19 protein-coding genes are annotated in these 21,114 nt (G+C 36.8%); 8 read left to right on the forward strand and 11 right to left on the reverse strand.

Translation table 11 applies throughout. The features are described from left to right. Positions 1-18 precede the first annotated feature (18 nt). Positions 19-585: a manganese efflux pump MntP gene (locus tag ACY0M5_RS18205; RefSeq protein ID WP_156196346.1), complete on the forward strand. Its 567-nt coding sequence runs from the start codon at positions 19-21 to the stop codon at positions 583-585. Here ACY0M5_RS18205 and ACY0M5_RS18210 read toward each other — a convergent pair. Together ACY0M5_RS18210 and ACY0M5_RS18215 are read right to left on the reverse strand one after the other, a co-directional pair. Further along, a complete protein-coding gene (locus ACY0M5_RS18210) occupies positions 582-1,130 on the reverse strand; it encodes an FMN-binding protein (RefSeq protein WP_156196347.1) in 549 nt (182 codons plus the stop codon). The two genes, ACY0M5_RS18205 and ACY0M5_RS18210, sit on opposite strands and share 4 nt — an antisense overlap. A gap of 85 nt (positions 1,131-1,215) precedes the next feature. Continuing rightward, positions 1,216-2,388, reverse strand: coding sequence for a hypothetical protein (locus ACY0M5_RS18215; RefSeq protein ID WP_461630154.1), 1,173 nt, complete (start codon positions 2,386-2,388; stop codon positions 1,216-1,218). A 240-nt stretch (positions 2,389-2,628) separates the two neighbouring features. Here ACY0M5_RS18215 and ACY0M5_RS18220 point away from each other — a divergent pair, with 240 nt between their 5' ends. The 5 genes from ACY0M5_RS18220 (at position 2,629) to ACY0M5_RS18240 (ending at position 8,654) form a co-directional block, all read left to right on the forward strand. Further along, on the forward strand, positions 2,629-3,960 hold the full coding sequence (locus tag ACY0M5_RS18220; RefSeq protein ID WP_461630155.1) for an SO_0444 family Cu/Zn efflux transporter: 1,332 nt from the start codon (positions 2,629-2,631) through the stop codon (positions 3,958-3,960). Between the two features lie 442 nt (positions 3,961-4,402). After that, positions 4,403-5,926: an acetyl-CoA carboxylase biotin carboxylase subunit gene (accC, locus tag ACY0M5_RS18225; RefSeq protein ID WP_124991177.1), complete on the forward strand. Its 1,524-nt coding sequence runs from the start codon at positions 4,403-4,405 to the stop codon at positions 5,924-5,926. A 23-nt stretch (positions 5,927-5,949) separates the two neighbouring features. Further along, positions 5,950-6,459: a biotin/lipoyl-containing protein gene (locus tag ACY0M5_RS18230; RefSeq protein WP_124991178.1), complete on the forward strand. Its 510-nt coding sequence runs from the start codon at positions 5,950-5,952 to the stop codon at positions 6,457-6,459. A 99-nt stretch (positions 6,460-6,558) separates the two neighbouring features. After that, on the forward strand, positions 6,559-8,094 hold the full coding sequence (locus tag ACY0M5_RS18235) for an acyl-CoA carboxylase subunit beta (protein ID WP_461630156.1): 1,536 nt from the start codon (positions 6,559-6,561) through the stop codon (positions 8,092-8,094). Positions 8,095-8,381: 287 nt separating this feature from the next. After that, positions 8,382-8,654 carry a hypothetical protein gene (locus ACY0M5_RS18240; RefSeq protein ID WP_461630157.1) on the forward strand — a complete coding sequence of 91 codons (273 nt, stop codon included), beginning with the start codon at positions 8,382-8,384 and terminating at the stop codon, positions 8,652-8,654. Between the two features lie 54 nt (positions 8,655-8,708). Here the strand turns inward: ACY0M5_RS18240 and tilS are convergent, their stop codons facing one another. The 6 genes from tilS to ACY0M5_RS18270 all read right to left on the reverse strand — a co-directional run bounded on the left by tilS (position 8,709) and on the right by ACY0M5_RS18270 (position 15,310). Continuing rightward, positions 8,709-10,031, reverse strand: coding sequence for a tRNA lysidine(34) synthetase TilS (gene tilS / locus ACY0M5_RS18245; RefSeq protein WP_461630158.1), 1,323 nt, complete (start codon positions 10,029-10,031; stop codon positions 8,709-8,711). Positions 10,032-10,091: 60 nt separating this feature from the next. After that, entirely contained in the window at positions 10,092-11,402 is a 1,311-nt protein-coding gene (gene pabB / locus ACY0M5_RS18250; protein ID WP_461630159.1) for an aminodeoxychorismate synthase component I, read from the reverse strand. 288 nt (positions 11,403-11,690) lie between these two features. Continuing rightward, entirely contained in the window at positions 11,691-12,146 is a 456-nt protein-coding gene (locus ACY0M5_RS18255) for a cupin domain-containing protein (RefSeq protein ID WP_124991182.1), read from the reverse strand. Between the two features lie 86 nt (positions 12,147-12,232). Then, positions 12,233-12,751, reverse strand: a complete 519-nt coding sequence (locus ACY0M5_RS18260; protein ID WP_124991183.1) for a hypothetical protein — start codon at positions 12,749-12,751, stop codon at positions 12,233-12,235. 57 nt (positions 12,752-12,808) lie between these two features. After that, the gene (gene dcm, locus ACY0M5_RS18265) at positions 12,809-14,035 is read right to left on the reverse strand and encodes a DNA (cytosine-5-)-methyltransferase (protein WP_461630160.1); all 1,227 of its coding nucleotides are present in this window, start codon (positions 14,033-14,035) and stop codon (positions 12,809-12,811) included. A 276-nt stretch (positions 14,036-14,311) separates the two neighbouring features. Then, entirely contained in the window at positions 14,312-15,310 is a 999-nt protein-coding gene (locus ACY0M5_RS18270) for a YhdH/YhfP family quinone oxidoreductase (protein ID WP_156196357.1), read from the reverse strand. Positions 15,311-15,446: 136 nt separating this feature from the next. Between ACY0M5_RS18270 and ACY0M5_RS18275 the strand changes: the two genes are divergently transcribed. Further along, complete coding sequence (locus ACY0M5_RS18275; protein ID WP_124991186.1) at positions 15,447-15,761, forward strand: winged helix-turn-helix transcriptional regulator; 315 nt, start codon at positions 15,447-15,449, stop codon at positions 15,759-15,761. Positions 15,762-15,807: 46 nt separating this feature from the next. Here the strand turns inward: ACY0M5_RS18275 and pepT are convergent, their stop codons facing one another. The 3 genes from pepT to proS form a co-directional block, all read right to left on the reverse strand. Next, a complete protein-coding gene (pepT, locus tag ACY0M5_RS18280) occupies positions 15,808-17,034 on the reverse strand; it encodes a peptidase T (RefSeq protein WP_461630161.1) in 1,227 nt (408 codons plus the stop codon). Positions 17,035-17,164: 130 nt separating this feature from the next. After that, the gene (locus tag ACY0M5_RS18285) at positions 17,165-17,848 is read right to left on the reverse strand and encodes a hypothetical protein (RefSeq protein WP_461630162.1); all 684 of its coding nucleotides are present in this window, start codon (positions 17,846-17,848) and stop codon (positions 17,165-17,167) included. A gap of 96 nt (positions 17,849-17,944) precedes the next feature. After that, on the reverse strand, positions 17,945-19,420 hold the full coding sequence (gene proS, locus ACY0M5_RS18290; RefSeq protein ID WP_124991189.1) for a proline--tRNA ligase: 1,476 nt from the start codon (positions 19,418-19,420) through the stop codon (positions 17,945-17,947). Positions 19,421-19,521: 101 nt separating this feature from the next. Between proS and ACY0M5_RS18295 the strand changes: the two genes are divergently transcribed. Then, positions 19,522-21,054, forward strand: coding sequence for a hypothetical protein (locus tag ACY0M5_RS18295; RefSeq protein WP_461630163.1), 1,533 nt, complete (start codon positions 19,522-19,524; stop codon positions 21,052-21,054). Positions 21,055-21,114: the final 60 nt, after the last annotated feature.

Genomic DNA, 21,114 nt, shown 5'->3' on the forward strand with positions numbered 1-21,114 from the left:
TCCTAAAATTACGATTACATGGAATTAATAAGCATATTTCTTCTTGGCCTTGGACTATCTGTAGATTCATTTGCCGCATCGGTGTGCAGTGGTTTAGCTATTAAAAAAATTCACTTTTTTCAAGCAGTTAAAATTGCTGTTTTTCTTGCTGTTTTTCAAGGAGGAATGCCAATAATTGGTTGGTATACCGGATGGGAATTAAGGGATTTAATCAAAGATTTTGATCATTGGATCGCCTTTTTTCTACTCGCAGGAATGGGTAGTAAAATGATTTATGAAAGCATAACTGCCAAAGAAAAGGATTGCTCATTTAATCCATTAAAACTGTTCGTCCTTATCGGTATTTCTGTAGCAACGAGTATAGATGCTTTGGTGGTAGGTTTAAGCCTTGCTCTTATTGATGTTGTTATTTGGTTTCCAGCAATTATAATAGGCATAATAACATTCATTGTTTCCATGCTTGGAATGTTGCTGGGTAAAAAAATTGGCAGTAAAATGAGTAAACGCTTTGAAGTAATTGGAGGCATTGTTCTAATTCTTATTGGACTAAGAATTCTGATTGAAGATTTATTTTTTCAAATCTAAATTTTCCCGTTTGCTTTCAATTCACTTAAAAGCAAGCTAACAGATTTTACTCCCTTAGCCATTGCCGGAGCTGAAATTGTGGCTCCGGAAATCCCATCAATATCTTTTCCAAATTCCATTTCCTCTCCTCTTATCTTCCCAATAAACTGCTTCAACCACGATTTAGCCATAATTTCGCCGCCATAGGAAGATCTGTAAATTAGTACCACTACTTTTTGAATTTCGAGATTTTCATTGAACAGAACCATATAATCGAAAAAATCATTCTTCCCTTTTGATGATGCAAAACAAGCAAATCCCATTAATTTATCCGCCTTCTTCAGTGTACTCAAATGTAAATCCCTTACCCCTTCACAATTAAAAGCATCCAGATTTAGATTGTCAATATCGTCCATTATCAAATCTTCAACGGGGAATATTTTTTGAACTTCTTTATCTATTTTTTTCTGTATGGATTTAGGGAATTCACTTGCATTTGCAGCAAATGTTCCATGAATCAAAACAAAAATAACTACTAGCTGAATAATATTTATCCATCTTTTCATCAACAAATCTCCTTTACTTGAAAAACCTCAAAGCACAATGGAAACCCAAAATGCCTTGAAGTAAAATATTTTAATTGTTTTAGTTCTAGAACCAAACGCCTACACCAAAATTCACAAAATTCTTTTTCTCATCATTACCGTCTTTTGACATTTGGTAATCAGCTTTTACAACAGCACCTTTTGCCAAATGATAGCTTAACCCAAAGAATACCTCTTCCCGATCGTAAGCTTTGTTTGCAACCATATTCCCAGCCGTTTTGTGATGTGTGTTATAATTTTCGTAGCGTACAAATGGAACCAAAGCCTGCTCTTTACCATCTAATAAATTATATCCTGCCTCTAAATAGTAACCTTGCATTTGCTTTCCAAGATCCTTACCTGTTTTATCATTATACGCTGCCACATCACTGATAAAAGAATGAATATACTGACCTTTTAACTGCAAAGCGTTCACCTTGTAACGAACATCCATTCCAAACATGCTTATTCCAACACGTGTTGAATCTGCAACTTCCTCAGCAAAATCATCATTCTTATCCAATCCATTAAAGGCAGATGACTGAGTTTTTCCGAAATATCCTGCCAAACCAATATTTAAGCCTTTCACTCCGTAATAATCCAATTTAGCAGATAAAGAAGGTGATGTAAATGTAGATTCAGCGCCTTTCTGACGGCCTTTTCTAAATCCATCAGAACCTCTAAGAACACCCGTACCATTGTATCCAATAAAACCATTCATTACATACAATTGATACTTTAAAGGAAATGAAGGCATACGCCCGCTAAGTCCGACCCCGATTTCGCGCCATGTAGTTGGAACAATTCTGTTATCCACACTTGGGCGCTCCACGCCGTTAAAAGTAGTTGGTTCGTGATATTCGTTTACAATACCCATTGGCACCAACATTAAACCGGCTCTCAAACTTGTGTTTGGACGAATATTATAGTTTAGAAATGCTTGCTCAACGTACAACTCTTTTATGTGTTCGTATTCAATTTCGGTAACAAACGAAGTCTTATCATTAAATTGATATCCAAAGAACAATACCATTCTATGAACATCCATATTTCCATTGTAACGGGTGTTACCACTAATTTGCTGATTGTAATGAACCTCACCATAACCTCCAATACTTAATTTCTCATCTTTAACTCTGTCCAAAATAGTTGTTCCAATACTTTTTGATTCCTGAGCATCCTGTGCTTTTGCTGCAAAAAACGCAGCAATCGCAACCACAAATAGTAATCCTTTTTTCATCAGTTTAAAACAATTAGGTTTTAGTTTTTCTGCTCGAATAACAAGCATTATTTCGACGGCTAAATTAGACTAAGTCTCAATAAGCATAAATACCTACATGTTGGTATTTTTAGACTGTCAGCTCTTTTATTACTGATATACTCTCTATATATATCCAATATTTTAATACTTTTGAGTCTGAAAAAGCTCCGGATTCGCTATTTACTTATAGCATTTCGGATACTAAAGAGAAGCTCAACTATGGAATATATCAATCAGTTTTTTATAGATTTTATAGATATCTTAAACGAGATGTCCCCCTACTTAATGCTTGGTTTTTTATTTGCAGGAATTTTGAAAGTAGCATTTCCGCAGAAATTTATCGACAAATATTTAGGTCAGAAAAACGGAAAATCCGTTCTATATGCCGCACTTCTGGGTATTCCACTTCCATTGTGCTCTTGCGGAGTTATCCCTACCGGTATTTCATTTTATAAGAGTGGCGCTTCCAAAGGTTCATCTGTATCATTTCTGATCTCAACTCCCCAAACTGGTGTAGACTCAATTTTAGTTACTTATTCCTTATTAGGCTTACCTTTTGCAATCATTCGTCCCTTTATAGCATTATTAACCGGACTGTTTGGCGGAATGCTCACCAATCATTTTGATAAAGATGAAAAAGAAATTCCCGTACAAAACACGGATTCTTGCTGCTCTACCGAAAAAGAATCGGACTGCGGATGTAATGGAAAATGCAATACAGAAACTAAAAAGAAAAAATCACCACTCTATACCATGTTCAAATATGCTTTTGTAGACTTTCTGCAGGACATTTCGAAGTGGTTAATTATTGGACTTCTTTTGGCTGCTGTAATTTCAGTACTAATTCCAGACGATTTTTTCTCTGCTTATATTGGAAATGATTTTATTGGTATGCTGGTAATTCTTGTGGCATCTATCCCTCTGTATATTTGCGCAACTTCATCGGTACCAGTGGCTGCTATCTTAATGATGAAAGGCATTTCTCCCGGTGCTGCCTTGGTATTCTTAATGGCCGGTCCGGCAACCAATGCCGCAACCATTACCGTACTAAATAAAGTTCTGGGCAAAAAAACAATGTGGTCCTACTTACTGTCAATTGTTACCGGCGCACTGCTTTTTGGACTGTTAATCGATAATGTTTTCCCCAGAGAATGGTTTACTATGGGCGCATTGCATGATCATATGGGGGCACATGAAGGACATTGGATGCTTCCCGACTGGCTAAGATGGGGAAGCAGTATTGCATTAGTTCTATTGATTATCAATGGCTATTTACAAAAATATATTTCCGGCAAAAACAAGCTTAAATCAACTGATCCTGAAATAGCTGTTAATAAAAAACTGGTAATAGTGAATGGGATGAGCTGTAATCATTGTAAAAACAGTGTGGAAAAACACATTGGAGCCATGAAAAACATTACTCTGGCAGAAGTAAATCTGGAACAAAAACTTTTGCAGTTAGAGGGAAATAATATCGATTTACAAATCATAAAAAAAGAACTGGAAAGCCTTGGTTTCGAATTTGGCGGAGAGGTGAAAAACAAAAACTAAGTCACTCTCCGGTTTCAAATATTCATTTGGCAAAAATAATATTTGTAAATACGACTTAAAAACTCCTCGTTTTCATGCATATTATTGCTTAAATTCCATAATTTCTTACAAATACAATCCTTGTTCTGCAACATAATTGGCGGTTTTCACCCATTTTACGATTTTTTTGAACTGAAATTCCCACACTGCTAAATATCACCCCTGCAAACTGCTGATCTTCAGTTGATTTAATCACGCCAAAGCATGTGTGATTTATGATCATCACATGCACACATCTTTATATTTAATTACTTGAAAACTTCGAAATTTTGATTACATTTAGATGTTCTACAACACATCCATGCTGTATATTATTCTTTTTGGAAAAATATTTTTCTAACTATCAGATGGATTAGTTGATTAAAAACAAAGCCTTTACAGGCTTTTAAACGAAGACCAAAATATGATCAAGAAGATTTCAAAAGTCCTTGTTGCAAATCGAGGAGAAATTGCTCTGCGTGTTATGCGATCATGCAGAGAATTGGGAATTCTTTCTGTTGCTGTTTACTCCGATGTCGATCGAACATCTATGCATGTGCGATATGCCGATCAGGCAATTCATATCGGAGCTGCCACATCAGCCGAAAGTTATTTAAATATTGATAAAATAATAAACGCAGCAAAACTGGTAAAGGCTGACGCTATTCATCCTGGTTATGGATTTTTAAGCGAAAATGCTGAATTCTCAAAACGCTGCGAAAAAGAAGGTATCATTTTTATAGGTCCAACTCCCGAAGTAATTGCAACAATGGGGGACAAAATTACCGCTCGACAAACCATGATTAAGAGTGGTGTTCCTGTAGTTCCGGGGACTAAAGAAAACCTAAAAGATGAATCGACAATACTTAAAACGGTTCGGGAAATTGGTTTACCGGTAATGATTAAAGCTTCAGCCGGAGGTGGTGGGAAAGGAATGCGAATGATCGACAAAGAAGAGAATATTCTGGAAGGGCTAAGAGCTGCAAAATCGGAAGCCATGGCATCATTTGGTGATGACGCTGTTTACATCGAAAAATACATTTCTTCTCCTCATCACATCGAGTTTCAGATCCTTGGTGACAAACATGGCAATGTAATTCATCTTTGCGAAAGAGAATGCTCCGTTCAAAGACGACACCAGAAGGTGGTAGAAGAAACGCCCTCACCGCTAATGACTTCTGAGTTAAGAGCTCAAATGGGAGAACATGCTGTTGCAGCTGCTAAAGCAGTTAATTATCATGGGGCAGGCACCATTGAGTTTCTGGTAGATAATGATCACAACTACTATTTCCTTGAAATGAATACTCGATTACAAGTCGAGCATCCTATCACCGAAAGGGTAACCGGATACGATCTTGTGAAACAACAAATTTTAATTGCCGAAGGACAAGAATTGAAAATGAAACAAGAAGATATTTTTCAGTTCGGACATGCAATCGAATGCAGAATTTATGCGGAAGATACCGATAATAACTTTATGCCGAGTCCGGGTGTGATTACCCACATTACCGAACCAATGGGCTTAGGAGTTAGAACCGACGGCTACGTTTATGAAGGATATGAAATTCCAATTCATTACGATCCAATGATTTCCAAACTAATTGTTTGGGCCAAAACAAGAGAGGAAGCGATCGAACGAATGCGGCGGGCACTTTTCGAATACAAAATTACCGGCGTAAAAACCTCAATCAAATATCTTGAAAAAATAATGGATTGCCCTGACTTTAGAAACGGCACCTACGATACTCACTTTATTCAAAATAACAAAGATTTTCTTCTTGCTTCTGATGAAGCGAAGCAGTCTTTTGAAGATCTGGCCATAGTTACCGCCTTTATCAATTATCACAACAAACTGAAAAACACTCAAATTTGTCCAAAATCATCACTGCAAAGCAAGTGGAAAGAATTTGGACGCAGAAGGGGAATGTTTAGAGCAAGTGAAAACTAAAGGACAAACAAAAAAATAATAAAATGGCAATTGAAATAAAATTGGGCGAACGCTTGGCAAAAGTTGAACTTTTAGCCGAAGAGGGAAATCAAATCAAAATAATGGTTGACTCAAAAGAGTACAATCTGGATATGCTGCAGGTTGAAAATGGCGTGTACTCCGTTCTATATAAAGGTCGCTCCTATAATGTGGAATTAATTGAAACTGATTCTTCAAAAAAGTATTCAGTCAACACATTTTACCATTCCTATGATGCGGAAATTATCGATGCTGAAACCAAATATCTGCAAGCAAGAAATTCGGGTAACCTTGAAGCAACAGAGAGTACAATCACCTCACCAATGCCGGGAAAAGTAGTTAAGATTCCTGTTGAATTGGGAAGCGAAGTGAAAAAGGGAGACACCGTAATTATTGTATCAGCAATGAAAATGGAGAGCGAATACAAAGCCATGAAAGATGGTATTGTAAAAGAAATCTATGTTCATGAAGAGGATATCATCGACGGAAATCAACCTTTAGTGTTTATTGACTAAGTAAAATTACGAATTAACAATTATGGGTATTAACTTATGAATTCCCCAACTTGAAAAGACATTCATAATTTATCATTCAAAATTTATAATTATAAAGAAATGTTGACACTTGAAGACAAAATTAAAAAGTTTGAAGAATTAAATAAAGCCGCCGAAGCTGGTGGCGGACAAGATAGAATTGCAAAACATCATGCTGGTGGTAAAAAAACTGCCAGAGAGAGAATCATGGATCTTATGGATCCCGAAACTTTCGTGGAAGTAGACAAAATGGTTACGCACCGTTCTACCGATTTTGGTATGGAGAAAAACAAAATACTTGGCGATGGTGTTGTTTGTGGCTATGGCAAAATCGATAGCCGTTTGGTTTATGTTTTCGCCCAGGACTTTACTGTTTTTGGTGGTTCGTTGAGTAGTGCCAACGCCGATAAAATTGTTAAAATTACAAAATTAGCCATGAAAATGGGCGCTCCTATTATTGGTTTGAATGACTCAGGAGGAGCCCGAATTCAGGAAGGCGTGCAGAGTTTAGCCGGATATGCTGATATCTTTTATCAGAATGTAAGAGGTTCCGGAGTAATACCGCAGATTTCTGCCATTATGGGTCCATGTGCAGGTGGAGCAGTCTACTCTCCTGCTCTTACCGATTTTATTATGATGGTGAAGGATACAAGTTATATGTTTGTAACCGGACCCGATGTGATAAAAACAGTTACACACGAAGAAGTTACCAAAGAAGAACTGGGTGGAGCAATAACTCACAATTCTAAAAGTGGCGTTGCTCATTTTACTGCCGATAACGACGAACAAGCCATGATGATGCTTCGTGAGCTGATTGGTTTTCTTCCGTCAAATAACATGGAAGATCCGCCAATAAAGCCTTGTACCGACAATATTCACCGCGAAGATGAGAAACTTCAGACTATGGTTCCTGTTGATCCCAACAAACCATACAACATCAAAGATATTATCGAGACAGTTATAGATGATCACAACTTTTTTGAAGTAATGCCGCTATATGCACAAAACATATGCATTGGTTTTGCCAGATTGAGCGGAAAACCCGTGGGAATTGTTGCTAATAATCCTGCTTTTATGGCTGGCGTTTTAGATATCAACAGCTCTGTTAAGGCAGCCAGGTTTGTGCGTTTCTGCGATGCTTTTAACATTCCTTTAATCACTTTCGTGGATGTGCCTGGTTTCCTTCCGGGAACTGCTCAGGAATTTGGTGGAATTATTAAACATGGCGCCAAGCTGTTATATGCTTTCGCAGAAGCTACGGTTCCAAAAATCACCTTAATCACCCGTAAAGCATACGGTGGTGCTTATGATGTAATGGCTTCGAAGCACATTGGGGCAGATATTAATTATTCCTATCCAACCGGCGAAATTGCCGTTATGGGCGCCGAAGGAGCTGTTAATATTATGCACAAAGGACTTACAGAATCGGAAAGAGCAGATGCTATTGAAGATTACCGTGATAAGTTTGCCAATCCGTACAAAGCTGCAGAATTGGGATATATTGATGAAATTATTCAACCCAAACAAACCCGCCACAAATTGGTACAGGCTTTGGATATGTGTGCAAACAAAAGCGAACAGAATCCACCGAAAAAACATGGTAACATTCCATTGTAAATTAAAATTATAAAACACTTTTAAAGAAAAGCACGGCTATTAGCTGTGCTTTCTCTTTTTAAGATTTACCCGTAAATTGAAGTAAGCACAAACTATAAAATACTAAAAAACCACCCCTATAACTTCATTATCAACAATGCAAACGATTTTTATCAATGACGAAAACAATTTCGACAAGATAAATATTGATCTATATAAATTAGAAATAAAAAGCTAACATACAAATAACTCTAATAAATGAATGATTTCGTAAATTAGATAGATATTAACTATTTAACCCGAAAGCTATGGATATTAAAAATGAAGAACTTAGAGATGCTTGTCAGGAAGCATTGGAATGTTTGAATAAACCTGGAAACGATGCATACAACGAACTTAAATCAAAATTAGAGTATGTAATTGGCAGCTACAACTTCGACAAAAATCCTGTTGGCCTTTTCGAAATTGGTAATCTTGCACTAATTGCTCTGGAAGAAATTAGTGCTGAAAAACCACGCAAAGTAAAAAAAGCATTACTCAAAAATTTAAAAGAAAGCTTACTTCAAAAAGTTGAGGCTTAAAACTAAGACTAAACAAAAGAGCTTGTTCAATAATGGACAAGTTCTTTTTAGAAGCTACTCCAACTCCAATCGATATATCTTGGTGGTGTTGCCTGTAATCTTAAATCGATCATCCATGCGGTGCCCAACAACCCATACAATTTTAGTGCCTGACAACAACAACCAGGTGTTCTCTTTCTCCTGAAGAGAGAACTTTTGATCGATAAAGAAATCGGAAATCTTCTTCTTACCCTTCATACCGATAGGATGAAAATAATCTCCTTCTTTCCATTTCCTCAACTGAAGCGGGAACTGAAGTTTATTCGCATCAAAGCAGGCAATTTTAGTGCTGTTGGGAAATTGAAATCCGGGCGTTCGATCCAAAAATGAAATCTTTAGTTCTACTGGTAATTTAAGTTTAACTTCCTCATCCGCAATTAAATATTCATTATTATTCCCTTCTGAAATCTCCGTAAGGATTAAATATTCCCGATCGCGCAACAATTGATGGCTTGCCGAATAAAACAACTTACCGGAAATTCCATGAATAGATTCCGCAATTTTGCGAACATCACGATGATGAAAGCCATATGGAGAAAGCAGTTCGTACAAATGAGACACAGGAGCCAAAAGCTCTTTCAACTTAGGAATTGAAATTAACAACTGATTCTCCCGTGTAAAAACCAAGTGCAAACGGTTCTGTTCAATTACCCTGTTGTAAATCTGTTCCACTTCACGAAAACGCTGCACATTCTCGGTCATGGTAGCGCGAATGGCCGGATTAATCTCCTCCAATACAGGCATTATCTGATGGCGGATTTTATTCCGCACATAATCGGTTTCCGCATTTGTTCTGTCCTCACGAAAATCAATAGAATTCTTTTTTGCATACTCAAGCAACTGCTTACGCGGAAATGGCAGCAGTGGACGCACAATCTTACCTAACTTCGGCTTAATTCCCGATAAACCATGAATCCCCGTCCCGCGAGCTAAATTTATCAGCACTGTTTCTGCAACATCATCAGCATGATGCCCAACAGCAATGTATTTGTATTCAGAAGCTTCTCTTACCTGTTCAAACCAATTGTAACGCAGGTCGCGAGCAGCCATTTCGATAGAAATTTTATTCTCCGCAGCATACTTTTTAGTGTCAAAATCTATCGAGTAAAACGCCAAACCTTTCTCTTTGGCCAAATTCTTCACAAACTCAAAGTCGCCATCTGATTCCTCGTCCCGCAAATGAAAATTACAATGAGCAACCCCACACTCCACTTCCATTTTGCAAAGAAGATCAAGCAAAACAACGGAATCTACTCCACCACTTACCGCAACCAAGATTTTTTCGTCGCGATAAAATAAATTTTCCTCTTCTACAAAACGAACAATTTTACGTTGCATCAAATAGTATTTAATTGTAACCAATGAGTTTTTGCTCAAAGTTTAAAGATAAAAAATCCCTTACTCTTTTAACACTTTCATAATGGCTTTTGCCTTCAACATACATTCCTCATGTTCCTTTTCAGGATTTGACTGCATGGTGATAGCCCCACCAACCATAAAAGACAGGTAATGGTTCATTGCATTATACTGAATACTTCGAATTACCACATTAAAATCAAAATCACCATCAGGAGTGACATAACCAACTGCTCCGGAAAACAGTCCTCTTTTGGTTGATTCGTATTTCTCAATCAATTTCATAGCTCTAACCTTAGGCGCACCGGTCATCGATCCCATTGGGAAAGTCTGACGAATTGCTTCTACAAAATGAACATCTTCTTTCAGCTCCGAAACTATGGTAGATATCATTTGATGAACCTGCGGAAATGTATAAATACCGCACAATTCCTCAACAATTACTGAGTCCTTTGCTGCAGTTCTCGATAAATCGTTGCGAACTAAATCCACTATCATGATGTTCTCGGCCCTCTCCTTAGCATCAGAAAATAAATTCTCTTTAATTAACTTATCTTCTTCTTCATTCGCACCTCTTTTAGCTGTTCCCTTAATGGGTTGAGATATAATTTTCCGTCCCACTTTTTTAAGATATCGTTCAGGACTTGCCGATAACAAATACTTCTCTCCCATTCGGTAAAAACATGAATATGGCGTAGGCGAAACCTTCATTAATTTTCGAAACGTTTGCCTTGGCCGGATATAAGTATCCTCCGCATAAAATTCCTGACAAAAATTGACTTCGTAAATATCGCCTATTCGGATGTGTTCTTTCAATTGCCTGATTGCTTTTAAATACTCTTCCCGGCTGATTCTGCATTTTATTTCCGCAACAGTAACCTCTTTCTCTTTTGGTACAGATATATTTTGAATATTCATGACCAAATTATAAATATCCTCTTCGGAAAATTCCTCTTCGAAATAATGAATCAATAAAGTATCCACATCCAAAAGAAACACCCAACGCGGACGAAAAAAATTCATTTGCGGCATGTCCAGTCCATCCTGATTATCTGAACTTAAATTCTCAATCTCATTTTTAAGATCATAACCCAAATAACCAAACCACCAATCTTTAGCAAAATCAATCTCAGCTTTTAGGCTATCGAAGCAATTCTGCTCCGGTTCAATAATTTGAAGGGCATCGATGCCGGCAACCAACTCGTATGTATTGTATTCCATTTTCGAATTCTCCTTCAGGTTCACTTCGTGACTGTCAAGAATACATACGCACTGAAACTTCTTGCTCCAAAAAAGCAATTGTTCTTTAAATTTTGTTGTGTCGGATATGTGGAAAGTAAGCCTTTTTCGCATGTGGCAAATTTAAAGAAAAGATGCGTAGAATCTCTTCTCTTCTACAAAATAGAAGAAATACTGCAATACGATATGAAGCGAATATTAATTTAAGGAGATCTTCCTGAAACTTAATATGATCATTTTGTTTAAATGTCTTCTCTGAAATTCAGAGAAGACATTTTTTTGTTTGGACAGCTTCTACATCTTACGTAGAAGATATTTTTTGGCTTTTTGTCCCATTATCATCAGCAATACGAAAAGTTTTCATCTCGTCATCACCAACTTTAGACAATTTCTTATTTGTTCTTATCTCCATTTTGGTTCAACAGGAACCCTTTCTCCATCGGCAACAGTATGCTCTTCCAAAGAATTTTCTTTAGACTGAATTACCATATATATCATTGTTTCGTTAGAAGAATTACGGATACCACGTTTCCCTTGCGGTGCAACCCGTATTGTACTTCCTTCTTTTATACTAAAACAATCTTCGTCCACTTGAAAAAAACCGGAGCCTTTTATGATTATATAAGTTTCTTCATTTTTTCTGTGAATGTGAAAATAAGATTGCTCAGATTGCGGTGGAAGCGAATTAAACGAAATTTCAGTGCCGGTTGCTTTAGTCGCATCTTTTAAAAAAACTTTGCCTTCTATTAAGTTTTTACTTGCAGGATGTATTAGAGAGTAATCCATTATATCTTTTAAATCACCCAAATTAACTGCACTGTAATTAGTACTTTCTGATAGCTTTTCAACTTCTTTCATTCCTATTTTTTTTGATTTACCTTCTTAATACAAACGAGTATTTTGTCAAAATATCAATTAAAGACTAAAGTAATAAGAATAACATTTTATTCCATCTTCATGATTAACTCCTCCATTGAATTGTACTCTAATAAACCTTTAAAATCAGCAAACTCAATTATTTTTGAATCCTGTTCAACAGTCATTTCATCAATCATACTCTTTGTTGCCAAACCACTTAAAAGAACACGACTATCTGTATTAACATGAACAAAAATGCAATTACTTACATGATCAGCACTGAATTTTGGTAACGAATCGCCCGCGAATAAAACTAAATTCAGAGTCTTATTTTCGAAAACATACTTTTTTCTCTTGTAATTTTTTTTAGTTCGTTTATCCCAATCAAATTTCCGCAGACCAATTATATTCTCAAAAGCATATTCTGAGAATATATCATCTCTCAACCGACTATAATATAGCTGCCCTTCCATTCTATCCCTTAATTTGCCCATATCAGACAATTCAAGATGCTTTAGTGCTATTGATTGAATATTAGCTTCTATATATTTAGGGATATTTACTCTTTTAAAATAAACTAATTGATTTAAAAGTACTTTATTCATCTTGGCAAAATTCAATATATGTATTCGTTTTCATTAATTATTTTCCTGCAAATGATATCATAAAACCATACAAATTTGCTTAGCGATTCGCTCAATTAAGCTTGTTGTAACCGAATTACCTGCCTGCATATACAAATTACTGTTCGCTAGCTTGGGCAAGATATAATCATGAACAGGATAGCCTTGAAATGCAAAGCATTCTTTTGGAGTTAGTTTTCGTATTCCAAAATCATCTTTAATAAGCGGCACATTATGTCCGCCGGTACCCATATTTGCAGTTAAGGTCGGACAAACATTATTTTTATTTTCTCTCACATAAACCCTACGCCACTGATAAACGGTGTCTTTCGAGATTATCGACCTCTCCAATTCCGGGTAATATTTATGATCCTTTTTGTAATAATAAATATCATCCTGCTTCCCTTTTTCTATAAAATCATGAATGGTCTTTGTTAATTTAATCTCTTCGGGGAATTCAAAATTCAAATAATTTTCAACCTGATTCGGATCAAAAGCTACAATAAAAATCCGCTCTCTGTTTTGAGGAACATTTGCATGTGTTGCTGTGTTTAAAACTTTGTTAAACACTTTATATCCTAACTTTTCTTCTAAAGTCTCAAGAATTACTTTAAACGTATTTCCTTTATCGTGGGAAACCAAATTTTTAACATTTTCCAGAAAAACAACCTTAGGCTGATGCCTTTCAATGATTTGTTCTACATCAAAAAATAAAGTCCCCCGGGTATCAGCAAAACCTTTTCGATTCCCGGCAATTGAAAATGCCTGACAAGGAAAGCCCGCACATAAAATATCAAATTGATCGGGAATGTAATTTTTATTTTTCTCTTTGGTTATATCTCCAAACGGTACCTCTCCAAAATTCGCACGATAAGTCTTTTTAGCATTACTACTCCACTCACTGGTATAGATACACTTCCCTCCAACATTTTGCAATGCAAGTCTAAACCCGCCAATACCGGCAAAAAGATCAATAAATTTAAACTTGTAATTTTCAGGAGTTGGGAATGGTACATTTTCAACTTCAGATAAGAGTTGTTGTAATGTATTTTCAAGCAATACTGGGGAATTATCGCTTTGCTGTTCGCATTCCAAATAATTATTTAGAGTTAACAGAGCATCCTTTTCATAGTGCTTTTTCACACCATTTTGATAATTATGCAGATAATGAGTTAAAACGGCTTTGTTTTCAGCCTCTTCAACAAGCTTTAGCTGGGATTTATCCCTCCCCAAATTATCTATACTTATTGCCTGAATTGAACTCATTCTAATTTCCTCAATAATTTAGGGGGCAAGATACAAAAAAATAGTTGCTTTCAGACTGAAAACTCTTGACTCCAATGTTTCAATCACTTGCATAATCAATACTTTTAAATGATTAACTATTTCTTTTATCTCTATTCTTCTGCTAAATATTTGACTTGTATTGCCAACAACAATACATTAAAAGCACTCTCTTACTACAGACCTCTAAGACAAATTTGCTTTTAAATCAAAAAAGGCAACCAATTGGCTGCCTTTTTTCTTTTAATATTTAAAAAACTATAGTTTCACAATAACTCTCCCGCGACTCTTCTTTGCCAACATTAAATCAATATAGGTATCCAATTCTTCTAAAGATGACTCAATAACCTGCTCTTTGTTGCTGTAAACATTCCAATCGGAAGCCAACTTGTTCCAAACTTTTTGGCGCAATTCCATTGGGCAATTCTGAGAATCAATACCAATTAAACTAATTCCGTTTAGAATGAAAGGGTAAACCGTCATTGCTAAATCTCCTGAGCCAACATTACCACAACAGGTCACATTTCCCAATGGTTTGCAAGCTTTAAGAAGTGTATGCAAAGTATTTCCACCAATAACATCAATGGCTCCAGCCCAAAGTGGTTTTAATAATGGTCTTCCCGATTGATCATCGGTAATTTCACTACTAATGCGACTAGCAACACCTAATTCGTGTAATTCATCTTCACCACCACTGTTTTCGAAAGTCGCCGCAATTACTTCAAAGCCTAAACTAACCAATATACTAATAGCAATACTACCCACTCCACCTAAGGCTCCTGTAACCACTACCGGCCCCATTTTTGGAGTTTGTCCTGCCGACAACAAGCGATACACCGATAAAGCAGCTGTAAATCCAGCAGTTCCATAAATCATAGCTTGTTTAAAGTCCAATTCTTTTGGCATTGCAACAACCCAAGATTCCGGCACCCGAATATATTCTGCAAAACCACCATCGGTATTCATGCCCAAATCGTAGCTGGTTACAATTACTTCATCGCCGGCTTTAAACCTTTCACTCGCTGAATATTCCACAACTCCTGCCGCATCAATACCCGGCGTATGCGGATATTTTCGTGTCACCCCTTTATTTCCAGATACAGAAAGTGCATCTTTAAAATTCAAAGAAGAATACTTCACTCTCACAATTACCTCTCCCTCTGGAAGATCTTCAATTTTCCTTTTTTCAATTCTTCGAATGTATTTCCCTTCTTCTTCGTAAATTCGAAGTGCTTTAAATTCTCTTTTTGTATCCATATCTTATCCTGATTTAATTCTTATCTTGTACCAAAGATACAAGCATTTTAATTACTAATCAAGAACTTACACTTTGGCAGGCTACTAACATTTTGTTCGTAATTGCTGATTATCAACGCGTAAAAACTTTTTTATTTTGAAAAAAGGAGATTGTCCAATAGATACATTTATCAATTTCGTTAAAGGAAAACGAAAAGCAACCATCATTTTGCATCTGATACAAGGAACCAAGCGGTACAATGAATTGGTGAAACTTTTGCCGGACATCAGCGACAGAATGCTTAGCAAAAACCTAAAAGAATTGGAAGAAGATGGTTTGGTGATCCGTAAGGTTTACCCTGAAGTTCCGCCTAAAGTGGAATACAGCCTTACCGATTTGGGAAAAGAGATACATCCCATTTTAAAAGCCATGTTTTTAGGTGGAAGGATGTTCGAAAAACTAATGGAATAAGAAAGGCAACCAAACGATTGCCTTTCTCTTTGTATACTTTATTCTGTTATCGTTTCGAAATTAATTCTACAATTTTCAGAATTACTTCTACCGATTTTTCCATTGATTCTACCGGGACGTATTCGAATCTTCCATGGAAATTATGTCCGCCGGCAAATATATTCGGACAAGGTAAACCCATATAGGAAAGGCGGCTTCCATCAGTTCCTCCACGAATTGGAATGATCATTGGCTCAACTCCTACCTGCTTCATTGCTTCTTCTGCAATATCAACAATGTATTTCACCGGCTCAATTTTTTCGCGCATGTTGTAATACTGATTGGTTATTTCCAGACTTACACTTCCCTCACCATATTTCTCACAAAATTCATCACAAAGAGATTGTACAAATTGTTTTCTCTCTTCATACTTCTTCATTTCAAAATCGCGGATAATGTATTGAAGATTTGAATTCTCAACATTTCCCGCCATCGAAATTAAATGGTAAAAGCCTTCGTAACCTTCTGTTTTGTCGGGCACTTCATCTACAGGTAAACGTGTAAGAAATTCATTGGCAATCAACATCGAGTTAATCATTTTGTCTTTCGCCATTCCTGGATGAACATTACGGCCCTGAAAGCTAATTTTTGCAAATGCAGCATTAAAATTCTCATACTGCAACTCACCAATTTCACCACCATCAAGCGTATAAGCAAACTCAGCTCCAAACTTCTCCACATTAAAGAAATCAGCCCCTTTTCCAATTTCTTCATCAGGCGTAAAGCCAACATGAACAGGACCGTGTTTAATTTCAGGATGTTCGGTAAGATATTCTATCGCAGTCATGATCTCTGCAACACCCGCTTTATCATCCGCCCCCAACAGCGTAATGCCATTCGTTGTTATTATCGTTTGACCTTTGTATTTTTTCAATTCCGGAAAATCAGCAACTTTCATCACTATATCCTTTTCTTCATTCAAAACAATATCTTCGCCATTGTAGTTTTCCCAAAACTGAGGCTTCACATGTTTTCCAGAAAAATCAGGACTTGTATCCATATGAGCTACAAAACCTACGGCAGGAACTTCATGATCCAAATTGGAAGGAAGAACAGCCATAATGTATCCGTTCTCGTCAAGACTGATATTTTCCAATCCCATCTCTTCCAATTCCCGGGTCAATTCTTTTGCCAAAAACATTTGTCCGGGTGTACTGGGAGTTAACCCGGTTTCGGTATCCGATTGAGTATCGAATTTTACGTATCGTATAAATTTTTCTATTAAGGCACTCATATCTGGTGTTTATATTAAAAAATGCACACATAACCACTTCCAAAAACTATTTGGTGAAGCGTTGCAATATTACTAAAATGATGTTTGAAAATGAATTTGATTCCGGTTTTCTTATTGCGAATCTTAACTATTATACATCATCGGATTTAAACTGAAAACCCAATCGTTTACCCGTTGGTATTCTTGCATTCTGAATTTTCTCGAACATCTGTCCTACTGACATGATCTTCACATTATCGTATGGAGGAACCAATAAATCGAAATTCAAAGAATAATTAATGGCAGTTTCCACAATGTTTCGCAGGTTATCATGATCGGCAGTAGAAACCGATAAATCCGTTTGCAGCAAACCCAATTGTCTTTTCCCCTCAACAATGTAGTGCTTTTCTCTGTTGATAAAAATTCGGGCAACCAAATATCCTAAATCCTCATATCGAGTATATTTAAAAGAATCGGCCAAAAAATTATAGACATTAATAATACCTGAGTAAGCATTGTCAGGATCTGTTTTCACGTAAGCTTGCTTCCACACATTATGATCTCTGTTAAATTGAAATACATTGGTATGCAAACTAAAAACTAAAATATCGGATGCAATCTTAATTTGATATTCAAATTCTCCTTTGTCCTCAAAAGAAAGAAGTACATTTTCATCGACCTCACCCAATTCTGAATTGTACTCTTCAATTAAATTTTCAACTACAGCCCGTAATTCCTCAAATATCTCCTTGGTATTTTTATAAACAACCTGCTTTAATGAAGCTTTGTCCATAATTGTTGAGAGTATAGCAGCTTTTGTGTTTAAGATATTCATTGTGTTATTGTTTAGAATTGAAAAGTAAATATACAAAAAAACAGTCATCAGATACCTGATGACTGTTTGATAATATCTACATTTAACTTTTCTTAATTAATAGGATTTTGCAAATACCACACGTTGTTTTGAAGGTTTGCCTGTTACCATACAAATCCCTTCTTCTCCATCTCCTTCGAAAGGAATACAGCGAATAGTTGCTTTTGTCTCCGTTTGAATTTTCTCTTCTGTTTCGGCTGTACCATCCCAGTGAGCAAGGAAAAATCCGGTTTTGCTTTCCAAAAGTTCCTTAAACTCTTCGTAAGTATCCACTTTAGTCGTTTTTTCTGTTCTAAAATCTAATGCTTTCTGGAAAATACTATTCTGAATTTCTTCCATTAAATTTTCAATCAAATCTTCTACACCTTCAATAGAAACTGTTTCTTTTGTTAGGGTATCACGACGGGCCAACTCGATAGTTCCATTCTCCAAATCGCGGGCACCAATTGCCAAACGAACAGGTACACCCTTTAATTCGTATTCAGCAAATTTCCATCCCGGTTTGCGATTATCGCTATCATCGAATTTAACTGAAATGCCTTTGGCTTTTAGTTTTGCTACAATAGGATTTATAGTTTCTGATATTTTTTCGAGCTCTTCAGCTTTTCGGTAGATGGGTACAATCACAACCTGAATTGGAGCCAGTTTTGGAGGCAGTACCAAGCCATTATCATCGGAGTGAGCCATAACTAAAGCACCCATTAAACGGGTTGAAACACCCCATGAAGTTGCCCAAACATAATCCTCTTTGCCTTCTTTGTTAGTAAATTTCACATCAAATGCTTTTGCAAAATTCTGTCCCAAAAAGTGAGATGTTCCAGCTTGAAGAGCTTTACCATCCTGCATTAAGGCTTCAATACAATAAGTATCCAATGCTCCTGCAAAACGCTCAGATTCTGTTTTATGTCCCTTTAACACAGGAACAGACATCCATTTCTCGGCAAATTCACCGTAAATATCAACCATTTGTTTGGTCTCGATCAATGCCTCTTCTTTAGTTGCATGTGCCGTATGGCCTTCTTGCCATAAAAATTCTGATGTACGCAAAAATAAACGGGTCCGCATTTCCCAACGCATAACATTCGCCCACTGATTACAAAGAATTGGTAAGTCGCGGTACGATTGAATCCAGTTTTTATAAGTACTCCAAATAATCGTTTCAGAAGTTGGCCGAATAATTAACTCTTCCTCCAACTTAGCATCCGGATCAACAATCACTCCTTTTCCGTTCGGATCATTTTTCAAACGGTAATGAGTTACCACTGCACATTCCTTTGCAAAACCTTCCACATGATCAGCTTCCTTACTCAAAAATGATTTAGGAATTAAAAGAGGAAAATATGCATTTTGATGACCTGTCTCCTTGAACATTTTATCCAATTGAGCCTGTATCTTTTCCCAAATAGCATAGCCATAAGGTTTAATAATCATACATCCCCTTACAGGAGAGTTTTCTGCTAAATCTGCCTTGATCACCAAGTCATTATACCATTGCGAGTAATTTTCGCTTCTACTGGTTAAAACTTTTGCCATTATATATCGTTTTGGTATGGTATTTGCTACTTTTAGGGTAGTTATAATTCCTTACAAAAGTAAAAAATAATCTTAGATAATTCATTATTGGAGGACAAGCGATGAAAACCTATTTAAAAATTCTACTCATTACAGCATTCTTTGCAACCAGTTGCTCCCCATCTTATATGGGAACAGCGGTTTACGAAGATGATTTGTATTACAATCCTAATCAGGCTCCTTTATTAGTTCAAAAAGTTGAAGCCAATTCCCCTGCTGTTCAAAAGAGCAATTCTTTAGCTCCGGCAACTGCAACACAATCATCAACAAAAACCAATCCAAACATGGAATCGGAAGCTCTTGATGATCGTAATTTTGATGCATTACAACAAAAATACACCGAAATATTAAATGATGAGTCAATTGGTAGTGTTGACACAGTGATTTACGAAGGTGATTCTGGTTATTACTTAGGTGGATTTTCTGGTTCGGAACGGGATCAGGAAGAAGCTCAACGTTTACGGGACATGTATCCTCAGGGATTTGGTTACTACGATAACAGTGGTTACAATACCGCCATGTGGCTGGCCGGAGATCCTGACTGGAATGTTTACGTTGACGGAAACAATGTATGGTGGACTCCAACATGGACAAATTACCGCTTTTACAATGGATATAATTATTCCACAATGAGATACGGTAATCTGTTTGCTTACAACTATCCATACGGAAACTATGGCTATAATTCCTATTGGGGATTTAACATGGGCTTCGGCGACAGCTGGTATTGGGATTTGAATTTCGGCTGGGGATTCTCAAATCACTACTACGGAAGCTACTATCCATACTATGGACACTATGGTTACTACGGGCATCATGGATATTATGGCCACCACGGATATCATAATTATGCCTCTTCAACTTATGATGGAAAAAGAAGATCAAATAATTATAAGGCAGGAACTGCAACTAATGCAAGTGCCTCCAGACGAACAAGCGCAAGTGCGGTATCGGCGTCAACCCGAAGGTCTGCGGCTTCAAGCACGAAAGCTGGTACTGTAAGTACAAGCAGAAGATCAACAAGCTCAGTTGCCAATGATATCAGAAGGAGTAATGCTGCAGCTCGTTACAGCTCAGGCAATGGAAATTCTTACGGAACAAGAAGAACTGTATTAAATGGCACATCAGGCAGAAGATCTACTTATGGAACTACTCCTGCAACAAGAACAAGGACAAATACCAGAAGTAATTATTCCAACGGAAATACCAATCAAAATAGAAATAGTTATTCTAATACCCGTAGAAGTTCGTCGCCAAGTTATAATAAACCACAAACGAATACACGACCTTCTTATAACCGATCTTCAAATTCGAACAAATCGAATTATTCAAAATCGTCGACAAGATCGTCTTATTCTAAAGTGAAAAATAATTCGTCCAGACCATCATACAGATCAGGTTCTTCTAGATCCAATTCCAGTTACAGTAACAGCGGAACAAGAAGATCATCAGGATCATCTGGGTCATCGGTTCGCTCTTCCAGAAGCAGCTCCGGATCATCAGGAAGTTCAATAAGATCATCAAGTGGAAGCTCTAGATCATCAAGCGGAAGTTCGAATTCAAGCAATTCGGGAAATACAAGAAGAAGAAGATAAAATATAATCACCGGAGTTTTGTTCTCCATACTCCGGTGGATATAAAAAACCAACAAAAAC

This window comes from Labilibaculum euxinicum (genome assembly GCF_963678175.1).
Classification (GTDB): domain Bacteria; phylum Bacteroidota; class Bacteroidia; order Bacteroidales; family Marinifilaceae; genus Labilibaculum; species Labilibaculum euxinus.